We start from the raw sequence: 15,525 nt of genomic DNA on the forward strand, positions 1-15,525 counted from the left end.
CAACAGCTTTTCTTTTATTTTACGGGCAAAAAGAGATTATTCTTTTTCTGCCATCTGTCTTTCCTGGGCCTCGATCATTTTTTTGACCATGTAGCCGCCGACAGAGCCATTCTGCCGGGAGGTCAGATCACCATTATACCCATCGGAAAGTGGAACTCCCAGTTCACTTGCTACTTCGTATTTGAATCTATTCAGTGCGCTTTTTGCTTCCGGTACAGCAGTTCTGTTAGATGATGTCATATCATATTCCTCCTTGTGGTTGAATGGATTGTAACCTTTTGTTACAGGAATAGTATGTGACAAAATCCGAAGTTTAAACTGGAAAGTTCTTATAATTTTACAAAAATTTTATTACTCGATCTGTGTGATCCCTGTGATGTCCGGTTCGATCGGCATCGAGTAGTTCGTGTAGTAGATCACAAAACCGGGAGCGGCTCCGCTTGGCTTTTTCACATTTTTCTTTTCCAGATAGTCGATCTCAACTTTTGGATTTTCCCTGCCCTTGGAATAGTAGGCGGCAAGCTTTGCCGCTTCCTCAAAAGTCGCGTCCGGGAGTTCATCTCCGTTGGTCTTTACAATGACATGTGATCCCGGCATGCCCTTGGCGTGGAACCACCAGTCGTTTCCCACAGCAAATTTAAAGGTGAGTTCATCGTTCTGGTAATTATTTTTGCCCACATACATATGATAGCCGTCGGAGGAAACATAGTGAAGCGGTTTGCTTTTGGACTTTTTCTTCTTTTCGCCGCTCTTTTTGCGGAGATAACCGTAAGCGACAAGTTCCTCGCGGATCTCGGAAAGATCATCCTCCTGTGTCGCGATGTCGAGTGAGGTGGCGATGGATTCGAGGTGCTCGATCTCGGTTTCGGTTTCCGTGGTGAGTTCGGTCAAAGCCTGGTAAGTCCGTTTTAATTTCGCGTACTTGTTAAAATATTTTTTCGCATTTTCCAAAGGGGAGAGTGTCTCATCAAGTGGGATTTTGATCATCTCGTTGGTGTAATAGTTCATCGCCTCAAGGCTTTTGTCACCTTCCTTTGCCTGATAGCCGTAAGTTGTGAGCAGTTCGCCGTATACTTTGTATTTTTCCCGTTTTTCGGTGTCCTTTAACTGCTTTTTCTGAAGCTCGTATTTTTTCCGTTCCCGCTCGAGGGTGTTGGATACGATCTTTCGCAGATCCACGGATTTCTGGCGGATACGGGTGTATTCGTTCTTTTTTGCATAATACTGTTCCAAAACAGCGGAGATCGAAGGGTAATCCACACAGGTGGAATCCTCATAGATCGAAAGATGGAAGGCACTGAATTCAACCGGTTCTTTTCCGTTCATAATGATATTCGGAGAGAAGTTGCATGCGGTGACATCCTCCATCATCCAGGAAAAATTGTGGTACAGATGCAGTGCGGCATCCTCGCTCAGCGCATCGGTCGCCTGATCTCCGTCAATGGAAGCGCGGTGGCAGATCTCGTTTGCGATGACGGGGCTGATCCCGGTGTATGTAGAGTAGATCGCCTTTGAGATGCTCATCGGTTTTTTACATACATGCGAGCGGAAAAAATCCAGATCGGTATGCAGGGGATTGTATTTTTCCTGTGTTTTCGGAATGAAATAGTCGCGCCCGGGAAGGACTTCACGGACGGAGCTTACCTGCGCCGGAATATGTTTGATACTGTCGATGATCCTTCCGGTGTCATCACAGAAGATGATATTGCTGTGCTTTCCCATGATCTCTACGATCAGTGTTTTACGGCACAGATCGCCGAGTTCGTTTAAATGTTCGATCTCAAAATTGATGATACGCTCCATATCCGGCTGCCAGATCTTTGTAATGCGTCCGTTTGCGATATGCTTGCGCAGCAGCATACAGAAATTCGGCGCAGTCATCGGACTTGGCTTGTTGTTCCCGGTCAGATAAATGAGCGGAAGGGAAGCACTTGCGGAGAGGAGCAGACGCTTCTGTCCGTCCTTTCCTTTTAAAGTAAAAAGTAATTCGTCCGTTTCCGGCTGCGCGATCTTGCTGATCCTTGTATTTAAAACCGTTTCGTTTAATTCATGTACCAGATTGGCAATGACAATTCCATCCAAAGCCATGATTATTGTACCTCCAGTTCTCTGCGGAAGGTTTACTGCCGCAGTATCTAAACATTTATTATACACGATAGCAGGGGAAAAATACAATGTAAAAGATATGGATGGCGCCGGATGTTTTGTGCTATACTAAACAGACGGAAAGGATTGAAGTTATTTATGGAAAAAAAGATTTCGGATTCGAAAATAGAACAGGTGTATCAGGTAAGACCCGAGCATTTGAACGGGGCGGGAAGACTTTTCGGAGGACGGCTGATGGAATGGATCGATGAAGCCGCCGGGCTGGTGGGGATCCGCCATTCCCAGTGCAATGTGATCACGGCGTCCGTGGACAATCTCCGTTTCATCCGTGGGGCATATCAGAATGATCTGCTGGTGCTTGCGGGAAGACTTACTTACGTCGGAACGACTTCCATGGAGGTTCGCGTGGACACCTATGTGGAGACGTTAGACGGAATACGGAGACCGATCAACCGCGCGTATCTGACACTGGTCGCAGTGGACAAGGACGGGAGTCCAACGAAAGTACCGTCGGTCATTTTGGAGACGGAGAGTGAAAAAGCCGAGTGGGAAGCCGGAAAAAGACGCAGGGAGCTGCGGATCCAGAGAAAAAAGGAAGGATTTTAGAAAAGTTGTACAAAAACGGCTGCATGAAATTATGTTGAGTGTACAATATTTCAAATTGTGATTGACGAACGGAAAAAATCATAGTATGATGTACCCATAGAAAACAAGAACAGATTGTTACTCATACGAGGCAAGACTGGGTTATACTTTTTTATTATGAATGGATTTATTGAAATCGTTAATAGGAGGTATAATACCAGCTTTTTTGCTTTGGAAGGCAACAGAGTTCGACAAATATGTCTGCGGCTGTGTGACAATGGGTAAGAAGCTGGCAGTAAGGGGTTTTTGGCATGCAGATCTTGAGAGTCATTAATAACAATGTGATCAGTTCACTGGATGATGAAAAACGTGAAGTGGTTGTGATGGGAAAGGGCGTCGGCTTTCAGAAGAAAGCAGGAGATTTGGTAGATGCATCCAGGATTGAAAAGATTTTCCAGCTTCCCAAAGAACACACCAATCAGTATGAGCGTCTGGTCAGCGATATGCCGTATGAGCATATTAAGATGGCGGAGGAGATCATTCAGTATGCAGCCAGGACATTAAAGCGTCATTTAAATAAGAACATTTACATTACGCTGACCGATCATCTGGACTGCGCGATCGAGCGCCAGAAACAGGGAACGGTTTTCCAGAATGCATTGCTTTGGGAGATCCGCAAATTCTATGAAGAGGAATTCCAGATCGGATGCAGGGCGGTGGCATTGGTCAAAGAGAAGACCGGTGTGGAGCTGTCGGAGGATGAGGCAGGATTTATCGCACTCCACATTGTGAACGCGGAGATGGATGGTGATATCCGCAAAGCGGGAACTGTCCCGGAGATGATAAAGGACATTTTAAATATTGTCCGTTACACCTTTAACGTTGAGATTGATGAGAGCGAGCTCTCTTACGAACGCTTCGTCACGCATCTGAAGTTTTTCTTACAGCGCGCGGTGCAGAATGCCAGCTATGACAATGAAGACCCGGAACTGGACGAGATCATACGGACACGCTATCCGAAGGAATATGCCTGTGCGGATAAGATCCGCACTTATATGAAAAAGCGTATGAAGTATGAGGTGGAAGAAGAGGAACTTACCTATCTTACGATGCACATCGCGAGAATTATCCGAAGGAACAGTTCGGATTAGAATCGTTAAATAAATAGAATTGGGATTGTTACGTTTGGTCGGCAAAACCCGGATGAAATGAAAAGGCAGTAGTCTTGATTTCGTTCGGGTTTTCCTATATTCAGTAAGAAGAAAAATAATTTTGGGAATGGAGGGGAAAACTATGGAACGTAAGTATGCCGCGTTGGCAGAAAACATTCTTTCTCACATCGGTGGAAAAGACAATATCATCCATATGACACACTGTGTGACAAGGCTGCGTCTGGAATTAAAGGATGATAAAAAAGCGGATCTGGATGCGTTAAACGCCATGGATGGAATCGCCGGAACGTTCTGGCGCGGCGGACAGCTGCAGATCATGATCGGCAGTCAGGTAAAAGAAGTTTTTGCCGAACTTGTAAGCTGTGCGGGTGTTCCCGGAGAAGAACCGGGGACCAGGCAAAAGCCGGGACAGCCGGGAGAAAAGGAAATCCACATTGCGGCGCCGGTATCCGGCCGGGTGATCGCTCTTTCACAGATCGAAGACGAAGCGTTCGCAAGCGGCGTGCTTGGTCAGGGAGCCGCGATCCTTCCATCGGATGGAAAAATTTATGCGCCGGCAGATGGAACGATCACCACATTTTTTTCGACGGGACACGCGATCAGCCTGACGGCAGAAGCGGGACCCGAGATACTGATCCATGTCGGTGTGGACACCGTTCAGTTAAGCGGAACGGGATTTTCCCCCAAAAAGAAACAGGGCGACCGGATAAAAACCGGAGAGCTGCTCCTTGAAGTGGATCTTGAAGCATTGCGATCCGCCGGTTACGCAACAACGACGGCTGTGATCGTCACCAATTCAGATCAATATGGAAACATTGTTCCAACTGCTTTGCCAACTGTGGAAGCAGGAGAAACATTAATAAAAATATTATAAATCAAATGAGTCAAAAATAAGGAGGACAACATTATGGTATCATTCAATTATGTAATCAAGGACGAAATCGGAATTCACGCAAGACCGGCAGGAATGCTCGCAAAAGAAGCAAAAGCTTTTGAGTCAAAGATCACACTTGCAGCAAAAGGAAAAGAAGCAGATGTTACAAGACTGATGGCAGTTATGGGCATGGGAATCAAATGTGGAGACGAGGTAACCGTATCCGCAGAAGGCGCTGATGAAGAAAAAGCGATCGAAGCTTTAAAACAGTTTTTTGAAGCAAATCTGTAAGTAAGGAGAATCCAAAGATGGAAATTAGAGAAGGAAAGAAAGTTTTCCATGGAATCGCGATCGGAAAAGTTCGTGTGTTCGCAAAGACGGAAAACCAGGTATCACGAAGAAAGATCGAAGATACCCAGGTGGAGGTAGCGCGTTTTGAGGACGCGAAACAAAAAGCGATCGATCAGCTGCATGCACTGTATGAGAAGGCACTCAAGGAAGTTGGCGAAGTAAACGCACAGATCTTCGATGTACATGCCATGATGTTGGATGATGGCGATTACATTGATTCCATCCATAACCTGATCGAAGGACAGAATGTAAATGCGGAATACGCGGTTGCGCAGACCGGTGATAATTTCGCGAAAATGTTCGCGGATATGGATGATGAATATTTCAAGGCACGTTCCGTGGATGTCAAGGATATTTCCGAACGCGTGATCACGATCTTAAACGGAAATGATACCGCATCCGATATCGGAGAAGATCCGGTTATCATTGTTGCGGAAGATCTTGCACCAAGTGAAACGGTACAGATGGATAAGAGCAAACTTCTCGGATTTGTAACACATCTTGGCTCCGCAAACTCCCATACGGCAATTCTTGCGAGAACCATGGGTATCCCGGCGCTCATCAGTGTGGATATCGAGACTTCCTGGAATGGTAAGATGGCGATCCTGGATGGCTATGCAGGAAAGATCATTGTAGATCCGGATGCAGCGACACTTGCCGAATATGAGGAAAAGAAAAAGAAAGACGAAGAACAGAAGGAACTGCTGCTCACCTTAAAAGGAAAAGAGAATGTGACAAAGAGCGGACAGAAGATCAATCTTTATGCCAATATCGGAAATGTATCCGATCTTGCAAGCGTACTGGAAAATGACGCGGGCGGAATCGGACTGTTCCGAAGCGAGTTCCTGTATCTGGAAAAGGATGATTTCCCAACAGAAGAAGAACAGTTTGCCGTATATCGCAAAGTGGCAGAGACCATGGCGGGCAAAAAAGTCATCATCCGTACGTTAGACATCGGAGCGGACAAGCAGGTAGATTATTTCAATCTCGGAAAAGAAGACAATCCGGCACTTGGCTACCGTGCGATCCGTATCTGTCTGACACAGCCGGAAATTTTCAAAACACAGTTACGCGCGCTGTTCCGCGCAAGCAATTACGGAAATATCGCGATCATGTATCCGATGATCATTTCCGTGGATGAGGTACGCCAGATCAAAGAGATCGTTGCGGAAGTAAAAGTGGAACTGACTGCGGAGAACATTCCGTTCGGTGAAGTAGAACAGGGAATCATGATCGAGACACCGGCGGCAGCAGTGATGAGTGACGAACTTGCGAAAGAAGTAGACTTTTTCAGTATCGGAACCAATGATCTGACACAGTATACACTGGCGATCGACAGGCAGAACAGCAAGCTGGACCGCTTCTACAATCCACATCACGAGGCAGTGCTCCGCCTGATCGAACGCGTAGTTAAAAATGCGCATGCGGCAGGCATCTGGGCAGGCATCTGTGGAGAGCTGGGCGCGGATACGGAACTGACAGAGCGCTTCCTTCAGATGGGACTGGATGAACTGTCCGTATCTCCGGGATGCATCCTTCCGGTCCGCAAGGCGATCCGTGAAGCGGAATAAGACAAGGGATCAAGGAGTGCAGAACAGAACAATGAGTAATCAGAAAGTGATTTTTCTTGACATTGACGGAACGCTGACAGACTTTGGCGGAAAAATTCCGGAATCTGCGAAGAAAGCACTTACTCTGGCAAAACAGGCAGGCCACCGGCTGGTGGTCTGCACCGGCCGGAGCCGCTATCAGATATCCGAGGAGATCCGGTCGCTGCCGTTTGACGGAATGATCGGAGGAGCCGGAGCTTTTGTGATCGCGGATGGAAAAGAATTATTTCATCACTATATCAAACCTGAGCCGAGAAAACGGCTCATTTCTTATCTTGAGGAAAATAAATTTTTCTATACAGTGCAGACGGATGTCGGTACACTGATCAACAACCGGTGCCACGAGCAGGCAGAGCGGGTGTATCGCGAGATTATGAAACTGACAGAAAAACAGCGCGCGGATCTCGAGGGGAAACTGATGGTGCGCGAGGATATCGTAAATTACGAAAGATCCGAAAAAGTGGTGTATCAGCTGGCGCCGTTTACGGTTGCGCAGGTGCAAAAGGATCTTGCCCCGGATTTTTCGGTTACGGATATGAGCTTTAAGCAGACCGAGCGAAACAGTGGAGAGATCGGGATCGCGGGGATCAATAAGGCAACCGGGATGCAGGCATATCTTTCTCATGTGGGGCAGACAAAAGAGGATGCCATCGCGTTTGGAGACAGCGCGAATGATATGGAAATGATCGATTTTGCCGCATGCGGTGTTGCGATGGGAAATGCGATCGAAGCATTGAAAGCGCGGGCGGACATGGTGGCAGATGCTGTCGATGAAGATGGCATTTATAAAGCTTTTTTAAAGCTTCAGTTAATTTGATTTGACGAATATAAATTTATCATCTATAATATACCTTATCTGTGCATGAAAGTAGAATACAGGATAAGAAGGTGAACACGATGATTGAGAGTATGACAGGATTTGGAAGATGTGAGATCTTAGAGGGCAACCGCAAGATCGCCGTAGAGCTAAAATCAGTAAATCATCGTTATCTCGATATGAACATAAAGCTTCCGAAAAAATTAAATCTGTTTGAGGGAGCGATCCGCAGTCTGTTAAAAGAATATATCCAGAGAGGAAAAGTGGATGTGTTCTTTACTTATGAAGACTATACGGAGAATAATTTCACATTGAATTACAACGAGGCAGTTGCCGCGGAATATTTAACACATTTAAAGCGTATGGCGGAACAGTTCGGGCTTGAGGATGACATCAAGACGAGCACGCTTTCCCGTTACCCGGAAGTCTTTACATTGGAGGAACAGGAGATCGATGAAAATACCGTCTGGCCGCTTTTGGAGCGTGCGATCCGTGGTGCTGCCGTACAGTTCGTGGAATCACGCAAAAAAGAAGGGGAACATTTAAAGAAGGATCTGCTGGAAAAGCTGGATGTCATGCTTTCCTATGTGGATTTTATCGAGGAGCGCTCCCCGGAGATCATGCGTGATTACCGTGAAAAGTTAGAAGCCAAAGTAACGGAATTACTCGGGGATACCAGTATGGATGAGGCGAGGATCGCGACAGAAGTTACGATCTTTTCCGATAAGATCTGTGTAGACGAGGAGACCGTGCGGCTGCGCAGCCATATCAATAATATGGAAGAAGAATTGAAAAAAGGCGGCTGTATCGGAAGAAAACTCGATTTTATCGCGCAGGAAATGAACCGTGAAGCAAATACGATCCTTTCCAAGGCAAATGATCTGGCAATCTCGGATACCGGGATCAATTTAAAGACCGATATCGAAAAAGTAAGAGAGCAGATCCAGAACATAGAATAGGAAAATACGATGGCAAGACTTTTAAATATCGGTTTTGGAAATGTAGTCAATACGGATAAGATCGTTTCGATCATCACGCCGGATTCGGCTCCGGCCAAAAGGCTGATCCAGAAGGCGAAAGAAGAAGACCGAATTGTCGATGCGACACAGGGAAGGCGTACAAGAGGGATCATTCTGGTAGATGGAAATAAGGTGATCCTGTCCGCACTCCAGCCGGATACACTGGCAGGTCGTTTTAACGGCAGGGAAAATGAAACAGAGGAATAAAAAATGAAGAAAAAAGGACTTTTGATCGTTGTTTCCGGGTTCTCCGGTTCCGGAAAAGGTACGATCATGAAACAACTGCTGAAAAAATATGAAGAACAATATGCGCTGTCCGTTTCGGCAACGACCAGACAGCCGCGTCCGGGAGAAGTGGACGGACGGGAGTATTTTTTCCGTACCACAGAGCAGTTTGAGAAAATGATCGGACAGGATGCGCTGATCGAGTATGCACAGTATGTCGGCAACTATTACGGCACGCCGAAAGCATATGTTGAGCAGCAGCTTGCGGCAGGAAAAGATGTGATATTGGAAATTGAGATACAGGGCGCTTTGAAAGTAAAGAAAAAGTTCCCGGATACCCTGCTCCTTTTCGTGACACCGCCTTCGGTGGATGTCTTACGGGAGCGCCTGATCGGGCGGGGAACGGAAGACGCCGAGACGGTCAAAAAACGTCTGGGCAGAGCCATTGAGGAAGCGGATGGCGTAGAAGAGTATGATTATCTTGTGGTAAACGATGATCTGGATACCTGTGTGGAGGAAGTACATTCCATTATCCAGGCGGAAAAACTTCGTGTATCACGAAATATAAATTTTATCAATGAGATCAAATCAGAACTGAAAGGAGAATGAATTTATGATACATCCATCTTATGTAGAACTTATGAAAGTAGTAAACCATGACGTTGAAATCGGTGAGGAACCGGTAGTAAACAGCCGTTACTCGATCGTGATCGCAACTGCGAAACGCGCAAGACAGATCATCGGAGGAGACGAACCGTTAGTTCCGCATCCGGAAGGAAAGAAACCTCTCTCTATCGCGGTAGAGGAGCTTTACACCGGAAAAGTCAAGATCATGAGCGACGAAGAAAGCGAACAGTAAAAAAACAAGGAGGGGTGTCCAAAAAGATTTGGCTCCCCTTTTTCACAATATGGAGGTTTTCATGAAACTGCTTTTTGTTTCACTTGGCTGTGATAAAAATCTGGTCGACAGCGAATATATGCTCGGTATGCTTGAAAAGGCCGGCATTGAAATTACAGATGATGAGAATGACGCAGATATTATCGTGGTCAATACCTGCTGCTTTATCAATGACGCAAAAGAAGAGAGCGTCAATACCATTTTAGAGATGGCGCAGTTAAAGACAGAGGGAAAATGTAAGGCACTTCTGGTGACCGGATGTCTGGCAGAGCGCTACCGGGAAGAGATCGAGACAGAGATCCCGGAAGTGGATGCTATTTTGGGAACGAATTCCTATGATGCCATTGTAAACGCGGTCAACGAAGCGTTAAAAGGAAAAAAATACGAGCGTTTTGCCGCACTCGAAGGACTGCCGAAGGCGGATGCCGGACGTATCCTTACCACCGGCGGGCATTACGCGTATCTTAAGATCGCGGAAGGATGCAACAAGCATTGTACGTATTGTATCATCCCGTCTATCCGTGGAAATTACCGCAGTGTACCGTTGGAAGATCTGGTTGCGCAGGCAAAAGAGCTTGCGGCTTCTGGCGTAAAGGAACTGATCCTGGTCGCACAGGAGACGACTCTTTACGGCGTGGATCTCTATGGTGAAAAGAGCCTGCACCGGCTGCTCGACGCGTTAAATAAGATTCCGGGTCTGGTATGGATCCGTATCCTTTACTGCTATCCGGAAGAAATTTACGACGAGCTGATCGCGTCCATCAAGCGCAACAGCAAAGTCTGTCATTATCTGGATATGCCGATCCAGCACGCGGATGATACGATCTTAAAACGTATGGGAAGAAGAACGGATCGTGCGGATCTTGAGCGCATCATAAAAAAACTGCGCACCGAGATACCGGATATCGCGCTGCGCACAACGTTGATCTGCGGGTTCCCGGGAGAGACGGCGGAACAGCATGAGACACTGATGCAGTTTGTCAATGATATGGAATTTGAGCGCCTCGGAGCGTTTACCTATTCTCCGGAAGAGGGAACACCGGCGGCGGAATTTCCGGATCAGCTGGACGAGGAGACAAAACTCACCTGGAAAGATGATGTCATGGAACTGGAACAGGAGATCATCTTTGAACAGAATGAGGAGTTGAAGGGACAGGAGATCTGGGCGTTCATTGAGGGCAAGGTTGCGGATGAAAACGCTTATGTGGGCAGAACGTACCGCGATGCTCCGGGTGTGGACGGCTATATCTTTATTAATACAGAGGAAGAACTGATGTCCGGTGCTTTTGTGAAAGTAAGAGTTACCGGCGCATATGAATATGATCTGATAGGAGAGATAATCTAAAATGAATTTACCAAACAAATTAACGATTTTTCGTGTGATATTAATCCCGTTTTTTGTATTTTTCATGCTGGCACCTTATTTCCCGGATAACGGAAAATACATTGCGGTAGCCATCTTTATCATAGCAAGTCTGACCGACATGCTGGATGGAAAGATCGCGAGAAAATATAACCTGGTCACCAATTTCGGAAAATTCATGGATCCGCTTGCGGACAAGCTTTTGGTCTGCTCTGCGATGATCTGTCTGGTAGCGACCGGTCAGCTGGCAAGCTGGATCGTCATCATCATCATCAGCCGTGAATTTATCATCAGCGGATTCCGTCTGATCGCTGCGGACAACGGGATCGTGATCGCCGCAAGCTACTGGGGCAAATTCAAAACCGTATTTCAGATGCTTATGATCATTGTGCTGATCCTTGATATCCAGAATGCGGGATTCCAGGTACTCGGCGTGATCTTAACCTATGTGGCGCTGATCTTAACGGTCGTATCCTTGATCGACTATATCGTAAAAAATAAGCAGGTATTAAAGGAGCAGAAGTAAAAATGACACTGGAAGAAGAAGTCGTATCCCTGTTAAGAGAACATCATCTTACGATTACGACAGCAGAATCCTGTACCGGCGGACTGATCGCAGGAACACTGATCAATGTGGCCGGCGTATCGGAGTACTTAAAAGAGGCATATATCACCTATTCGGATGAAGCAAAGGAAAAACTGCTCGGTGTGGATCCAAAGATCATTGAGACTTATACGGTGGTCAGCCGGGAGACAGCCGAGGCGATGGCGTACGGCGGTGCAAAGGCGGCAGGCAGCAATATCTGTGTTTCGGCAACCGGGATCGCGGGACCGGACGGTGGCAGCCTGGATCAGCCGGTGGGACTTGTATACATCGGATGCGCCATAAACGATGAGGTTTCCGCAAAGCGTTTCGTATTTGAGGGAGACCGCCAGACGGTAAGAAAACATGCGGTTACAGAAGCGTTATGTTTTGTGAAAGAAAAGATTTTAGAGTTGGATGAGGAAACAAAATGAGAATTATCGCAGGAACGGCAAGAAGTCTGCCGTTAAAAACTATAGATGGTCTGGATACCAGACCGACCACGGACCGGATCAAGGAGACCTTGTTTAATATGATCCAGCAGGATGTCCCGGACTGTTATTTTCTGGATCTGTTTGCGGGAAGCGGACAGATCGGACTGGAAGCAGTGAGCCGCGGCGCCGCAAAGGCTTTTTTTATCGAAAACGCGAAAAACGCGGCGGCCTGTATACAGGACAATATCCGTTTTACCAAATTTGAGGATGCGTGTACACTTCTTCAGACCGATGTGATATCGGGACTTCGTACGCTGGAAGGCAAATACCGGTTTGATCTGATCTTTATGGATCCGCCTTACAAAAAGGAACTGGAAAAGGAAGTACTTACTTTTTTAAGTCATTCCTCACTGGTAAAGCCATCCGCGAAGATCATTGTAGAGGCAGCGCTGGAAACCGATTTTTCCTACGCGGAGGAGCTTGGTTATACCGTTTTGAAGGAAAAATGCTATAAAACCAATAAACATGTGTTTTTACAAAAGGAAAAGTGAAATTATGACAAGAGCGATTTATCCGGGCAGCTTTGACCCGATTACAAACGGACATCTTGATATTATCGAGAGATCTTCAAAAATGGTAGATGAACTGGTGGTCGGCGTGCTGAACAACAGTGCAAAAAATTCGTTGTTTTCTGTGGAAGAACGTGTTAGTATGTTAAAAGAGATGACGCGGGAGATGCCGAATGTGACGGTGGCATCCTTTGACGGACTTCTGGTGGATTTCATGGAGCAGATCGATGCGACCATCATTATCCGCGGACTGCGCGCAATCTCCGATTACGAATATGAGCTTCAGATCGCACAGACAAACCATAAGGTCAATCCGAAGGTAGATACGGTTTTTCTGACCTCCAGTCTGGAGTATGCATATTTGAGTTCTACCATTGTAAAAGAGTTTGCTTCTTACGGCGGCGACATTTCCCAGTTTGTCCCGAAGCAGCTTATCGATAAAATTTATGCAAAATATCATATAACAAAATAAAAAGGAGCGGTGTACATGAGCAGCAGGATGGAACAGATCATAGAGGAAATCGAAGAATACATAGACAGCTGTAAATTTCAGCCATTATCCAGTACCAAGATATTAGTCAATAAGGAAGAACTGGAAGAGTTGCTGACAGAACTTCGTATGAAGACACCGGAAGAAATCAAGCGTTACCAGAAGATCATCAGCAATAAAGAAGCGATCCTTGCCGATGCGCAGGCGAAGGCGGACGCGATCATCGCACAGGCGCAGGTGCAGACAACTGAACTGGTCAATGAGCATCAGATCATGCAGCAGGCGTATGCGCAGGCAAATGAAGTTGTTATGATCGCTACCAAGCAGGCACAGGAGATCCTTGACAAGGCGACCAGTGACGCGAATGATATCCGTATGGGTGCGATCGGCTATACCGATGAACTGTTAAAAAATACAGAGGAGATCCTTTCCCATGCGATCGATTCCTCCCATGCAAGATATGACAACCTGATCAATTCCCTTCAGGACTGCATGAATGTTGTGACTGCGAACCGCGCGGAGCTTATGCCGCAGGAGATCGAGGAAGCAGAAGAAGACAAGCCTGCCTCCGAGGCACAGGAGAAAACTGAAAGCGGTGAAGCAAATCTGAATACCGATATGCTTTCTTAGATCACATACCGGAAAGAAGAAGCATACCGATACAGACACTGCTTATGGCAAAGACCGTTTTCATCCTGAGATAATGCGTGGTAGAAAGCCCGGCGTCTTTGATCATGGAAGAAGTCTGAGCCAGTCCGCAGATCCCGCCGAAGGAAGTAAAACCAAGGGCGAGCCCAAAGCGCAGCGGAAAGGAACGGATGGCGGAAGTCTTATGGATCCCGGTCGTTACTTCAAGGATGCCCGCGCAGAGCGTCTGGGTCAGTTCACTGCCGAACGGGAACATACGAATGAAGGCGGTCAAAATGGAAAAAAACATGATATAGCCACCGAGTTTGGTCAGGGTTTCAAACCCATTTAGAATACCGGCGTCAATGATTTTGAAATTCAGTTGAGATCGTGATGTCGGTTTTTTTGTATCTGGAGAAAAAACGGTTCCCTTTTTACAGCGGAGCAGCCCGAAAAAGCCATAAAAAAGCGGCGGAAGGTAAAGAGAAACAATTCCGACCGGCAAAAGATCCGGGCGCTTTAAGCAGGTACAAAATACATAGCCGTTTAGAAATACCGGGCTTAGGTTATTGCAGATGCAGATCAGGATATTGCCCTCGGCTTTGGACATTTCATGGCTGCTCACGAGATCTGCGGTGATCTTACTGCCCAGAGGAAAGCCGAACAGCAGGCCGGCAAAAAGAGGAAACACGCCGGCGCGGCTGATCGGATAAAACGGTTTTATCACTGCATAGAGATATTTTGTGATATAATGGAAATAACCGGATGCGATCAGGATGTTCGATAAAATGCCAAGCGGCAGGAGCGTGGGAAGCAGTGAGGTATACCAGAGCAAGAGCCCGTCGGCAGCGGCATGAACGGTTACTTCCGGGAACAGCAATATAAAAAGAATAAAAACAAATACACAAATGACGGAAATAGTTTTTCTCATACTTCAATATATTTTTAAGGAAGAAATGATATGACAAGTGTGTGAAAATGAAAAAAATCGGATTTTTCCTGTTGATCGGAATACTCTGTCTGGATGTTCAGCTTTTTTCCCATGTAAGGCAGGAGGCGGAGTTTGCCTGTGTGATCGACCGTGATCGCCTGTATACGGCTTTTCGGGATGAACAGGTTCCGCTTGAAGTCTATGAGACGATCGCGGATGGGAAGAAAGAGGAATTTTCGGAAAGAATGTTCTGCTATTTTATTACCGGGGACACCGGATCGGATGCCGCCGGGCATCTGCAAAAGAAGCTGGAACGAAAGAAAAGTCCGATCCTGGATGAATTTACTTCCTATATCGATGCGGTCTGGCAGGATGTCACATATTTTCCGATACCGCAGTCACAGACCAGGGAAGAGATGGATGTGAGTTATTGCGATTCCTGGATGCAGAGCCGGACGTTCGGCGGAAAGCGGGGACATGAAGGCTGCGATATCATGGCATCGGTCAATACGCGGGGTGTCTATCCCGTTGTCAGCATGACGGACGGCGTAGTGGAAGCGGTCGGCTGGCTTAAGCTTGGCGGCTGGCGCATCGGGATCCGAAGTCCGAGCGGAGGATATTTCTATTATGCGCATCTTGCGGAATATGCTGCGGACTTTGAAGTCGGAGAAGAGATAAATGCCGGAGAGCTCCTTGGTTTTATGGGAGACAGCGGGTATGGTGATACGCCCGGAACCGTTGGAAATTTCCCGGTGCATCTGCATATCGGGATCTATATCAATGATGCGGATGGAAATGAGGTCAGTGTAAATCCATACTGGGTCCTGTGCGCGCTCGATGACAAAAAATTAGTGTATGATTATTAAAGGAT

The 15,525-nt window shown here is 46.7% G+C and carries 20 protein-coding genes; 17 read left to right on the top strand and 3 right to left on the bottom strand.

The window, feature by feature from the left end:
- Positions 1–36 precede the first annotated feature (36 nt).
- Positions 37–240 (bottom strand): alpha/beta-type small acid-soluble spore protein, encoded by a 204-nt coding sequence (locus tag H8Z76_RS03860; protein ID WP_186981714.1) that lies wholly within the window; start codon positions 238–240, stop codon positions 37–39.
- A gap of 111 nt (positions 241–351) precedes the next feature.
- Entirely contained in the window at positions 352–2,088 is a 1,737-nt protein-coding gene (locus H8Z76_RS03865) for an Rqc2 family fibronectin-binding protein (RefSeq protein ID WP_186981715.1), read from the bottom strand.
- Positions 2,089–2,244: 156 nt separating this feature from the next.
- Here H8Z76_RS03865 and H8Z76_RS03870 point away from each other — a divergent pair, with 156 nt between their 5' ends.
- The 16 genes from H8Z76_RS03870 to H8Z76_RS03945 all read left to right on the top strand — a co-directional run bounded on the left by H8Z76_RS03870 (position 2,245) and on the right by H8Z76_RS03945 (position 13,726).
- Complete coding sequence (locus H8Z76_RS03870) at positions 2,245–2,712, top strand: acyl-CoA thioesterase (RefSeq protein WP_186981716.1); 468 nt, start codon at positions 2,245–2,247, stop codon at positions 2,710–2,712.
- A 290-nt stretch (positions 2,713–3,002) separates the two neighbouring features.
- Positions 3,003–3,842 (top strand): BglG family transcription antiterminator LicT, encoded by an 840-nt coding sequence (licT, locus tag H8Z76_RS03875; RefSeq protein ID WP_186981717.1) that lies wholly within the window; start codon positions 3,003–3,005, stop codon positions 3,840–3,842.
- A 142-nt stretch (positions 3,843–3,984) separates the two neighbouring features.
- On the top strand, positions 3,985–4,737 hold the full coding sequence (locus tag H8Z76_RS03880) for a glucose PTS transporter subunit IIA (protein ID WP_186981718.1): 753 nt from the start codon (positions 3,985–3,987) through the stop codon (positions 4,735–4,737).
- A 33-nt stretch (positions 4,738–4,770) separates the two neighbouring features.
- Complete coding sequence (locus tag H8Z76_RS03885) at positions 4,771–5,028, top strand: HPr family phosphocarrier protein (protein ID WP_147618081.1); 258 nt, start codon at positions 4,771–4,773, stop codon at positions 5,026–5,028.
- 17 nt (positions 5,029–5,045) lie between these two features.
- Positions 5,046–6,659 carry a phosphoenolpyruvate--protein phosphotransferase gene (ptsP, locus tag H8Z76_RS03890; protein ID WP_186981719.1) on the top strand — a complete coding sequence of 538 codons (1,614 nt, stop codon included), beginning with the start codon at positions 5,046–5,048 and terminating at the stop codon, positions 6,657–6,659.
- 31 nt (positions 6,660–6,690) lie between these two features.
- Positions 6,691–7,515 (top strand): HAD family hydrolase, encoded by an 825-nt coding sequence (locus H8Z76_RS03895; protein ID WP_186981720.1) that lies wholly within the window; start codon positions 6,691–6,693, stop codon positions 7,513–7,515.
- Between the two features lie 80 nt (positions 7,516–7,595).
- Entirely contained in the window at positions 7,596–8,474 is an 879-nt protein-coding gene (locus tag H8Z76_RS03900) for a YicC/YloC family endoribonuclease (RefSeq protein ID WP_186981721.1), read from the top strand.
- A gap of 9 nt (positions 8,475–8,483) precedes the next feature.
- Positions 8,484–8,741 (top strand): DUF370 domain-containing protein, encoded by a 258-nt coding sequence (locus H8Z76_RS03905; protein WP_022515859.1) that lies wholly within the window; start codon positions 8,484–8,486, stop codon positions 8,739–8,741.
- Positions 8,742–8,744: 3 nt separating this feature from the next.
- Complete coding sequence (gene gmk / locus H8Z76_RS03910) at positions 8,745–9,368, top strand: guanylate kinase (RefSeq protein WP_186981722.1); 624 nt, start codon at positions 8,745–8,747, stop codon at positions 9,366–9,368.
- Positions 9,369–9,372: 4 nt separating this feature from the next.
- Positions 9,373–9,618: a DNA-directed RNA polymerase subunit omega gene (gene rpoZ, locus H8Z76_RS03915; RefSeq protein ID WP_022515857.1), complete on the top strand. Its 246-nt coding sequence runs from the start codon at positions 9,373–9,375 to the stop codon at positions 9,616–9,618.
- A 61-nt stretch (positions 9,619–9,679) separates the two neighbouring features.
- The gene (rimO, locus tag H8Z76_RS03920; protein ID WP_022515856.1) at positions 9,680–11,002 is read left to right on the top strand and encodes a 30S ribosomal protein S12 methylthiotransferase RimO; all 1,323 of its coding nucleotides are present in this window, start codon (positions 9,680–9,682) and stop codon (positions 11,000–11,002) included.
- A 1-nt stretch (position 11,003) separates the two neighbouring features.
- The gene (gene pgsA, locus H8Z76_RS03925; protein WP_022515855.1) at positions 11,004–11,546 is read left to right on the top strand and encodes a CDP-diacylglycerol--glycerol-3-phosphate 3-phosphatidyltransferase; all 543 of its coding nucleotides are present in this window, start codon (positions 11,004–11,006) and stop codon (positions 11,544–11,546) included.
- Between the two features lie 2 nt (positions 11,547–11,548).
- Complete coding sequence (locus H8Z76_RS03930; RefSeq protein ID WP_147618078.1) at positions 11,549–12,037, top strand: CinA family protein; 489 nt, start codon at positions 11,549–11,551, stop codon at positions 12,035–12,037.
- Positions 12,034–12,588: a 16S rRNA (guanine(966)-N(2))-methyltransferase RsmD gene (gene rsmD, locus H8Z76_RS03935; protein ID WP_022515853.1), complete on the top strand. Its 555-nt coding sequence runs from the start codon at positions 12,034–12,036 to the stop codon at positions 12,586–12,588. The genes H8Z76_RS03930 and rsmD overlap by 4 nt, the downstream gene beginning before the upstream one ends.
- A gap of 4 nt (positions 12,589–12,592) precedes the next feature.
- Complete coding sequence (gene coaD, locus H8Z76_RS03940; RefSeq protein WP_022515852.1) at positions 12,593–13,078, top strand: pantetheine-phosphate adenylyltransferase; 486 nt, start codon at positions 12,593–12,595, stop codon at positions 13,076–13,078.
- A gap of 15 nt (positions 13,079–13,093) precedes the next feature.
- The gene (locus H8Z76_RS03945) at positions 13,094–13,726 is read left to right on the top strand and encodes a hypothetical protein (protein ID WP_022515851.1); all 633 of its coding nucleotides are present in this window, start codon (positions 13,094–13,096) and stop codon (positions 13,724–13,726) included.
- Position 13,727: 1 nt separating this feature from the next.
- Here H8Z76_RS03945 and H8Z76_RS03950 read toward each other — a convergent pair whose 3' ends face one another.
- Positions 13,728–14,654, bottom strand: a complete 927-nt coding sequence (locus H8Z76_RS03950; protein ID WP_186981723.1) for a hypothetical protein — start codon at positions 14,652–14,654, stop codon at positions 13,728–13,730.
- Positions 14,655–14,701: 47 nt separating this feature from the next.
- Here H8Z76_RS03950 and H8Z76_RS03955 point away from each other — a divergent pair, with 47 nt between their 5' ends.
- On the top strand, positions 14,702–15,520 hold the full coding sequence (locus tag H8Z76_RS03955; RefSeq protein WP_186981724.1) for a M23 family metallopeptidase: 819 nt from the start codon (positions 14,702–14,704) through the stop codon (positions 15,518–15,520).
- Positions 15,521–15,525 lie beyond the last annotated feature (5 nt).

It is taken from the genome of Roseburia yibonii (genome assembly GCF_014297335.1).
Taxonomy (GTDB): domain Bacteria; phylum Bacillota; class Clostridia; order Lachnospirales; family Lachnospiraceae; genus Roseburia_D; species Roseburia_D yibonii.

Bases quoted from the DNA above. Each gene is read 5' to 3' on its own strand.
- pgsA (WP_022515855.1), top strand. From the start codon at position 11,004: ATGAATTTACCAAACAAATTAACGATTTTTCGTGTGATATTAATCCCG.
- H8Z76_RS03950 (WP_186981723.1), bottom strand. From the start codon at position 14,654: ATGAGAAAAACTATTTCCGTCATTTGTGTATTTGTTTTTATTCTTTTT.
- H8Z76_RS03870 (WP_186981716.1), top strand. From the start codon at position 2,245: ATGGAAAAAAAGATTTCGGATTCGAAAATAGAACAGGTGTATCAGGTA.
- H8Z76_RS03945 (WP_022515851.1), top strand. From the start codon at position 13,094: ATGAGCAGCAGGATGGAACAGATCATAGAGGAAATCGAAGAATACATA.
- H8Z76_RS03880 (WP_186981718.1), top strand. From the start codon at position 3,985: ATGGAACGTAAGTATGCCGCGTTGGCAGAAAACATTCTTTCTCACATC.
- H8Z76_RS03865 (WP_186981715.1), bottom strand. From the start codon at position 2,088: ATGGCTTTGGATGGAATTGTCATTGCCAATCTGGTACATGAATTAAAC.
- H8Z76_RS03900 (WP_186981721.1), top strand. From the start codon at position 7,596: ATGATTGAGAGTATGACAGGATTTGGAAGATGTGAGATCTTAGAGGGC.
- rsmD (WP_022515853.1), top strand. From the start codon at position 12,034: ATGAGAATTATCGCAGGAACGGCAAGAAGTCTGCCGTTAAAAACTATA.
- coaD (WP_022515852.1), top strand. From the start codon at position 12,593: ATGACAAGAGCGATTTATCCGGGCAGCTTTGACCCGATTACAAACGGA.
- H8Z76_RS03885 (WP_147618081.1), top strand. From the start codon at position 4,771: ATGGTATCATTCAATTATGTAATCAAGGACGAAATCGGAATTCACGCA.
- licT (WP_186981717.1), top strand. From the start codon at position 3,003: ATGCAGATCTTGAGAGTCATTAATAACAATGTGATCAGTTCACTGGAT.
- rimO (WP_022515856.1), top strand. From the start codon at position 9,680: ATGAAACTGCTTTTTGTTTCACTTGGCTGTGATAAAAATCTGGTCGAC.
- ptsP (WP_186981719.1), top strand. From the start codon at position 5,046: ATGGAAATTAGAGAAGGAAAGAAAGTTTTCCATGGAATCGCGATCGGA.
- gmk (WP_186981722.1), top strand. From the start codon at position 8,745: ATGAAGAAAAAAGGACTTTTGATCGTTGTTTCCGGGTTCTCCGGTTCC.
- H8Z76_RS03930 (WP_147618078.1), top strand. From the start codon at position 11,549: ATGACACTGGAAGAAGAAGTCGTATCCCTGTTAAGAGAACATCATCTT.
- H8Z76_RS03905 (WP_022515859.1), top strand. From the start codon at position 8,484: ATGGCAAGACTTTTAAATATCGGTTTTGGAAATGTAGTCAATACGGAT.
- H8Z76_RS03955 (WP_186981724.1), top strand. From the start codon at position 14,702: ATGAAAAAAATCGGATTTTTCCTGTTGATCGGAATACTCTGTCTGGAT.
- rpoZ (WP_022515857.1), top strand. From the start codon at position 9,373: ATGATACATCCATCTTATGTAGAACTTATGAAAGTAGTAAACCATGAC.
- H8Z76_RS03895 (WP_186981720.1), top strand. From the start codon at position 6,691: ATGAGTAATCAGAAAGTGATTTTTCTTGACATTGACGGAACGCTGACA.
- H8Z76_RS03860 (WP_186981714.1), bottom strand. From the start codon at position 240: ATGACATCATCTAACAGAACTGCTGTACCGGAAGCAAAAAGCGCACTG.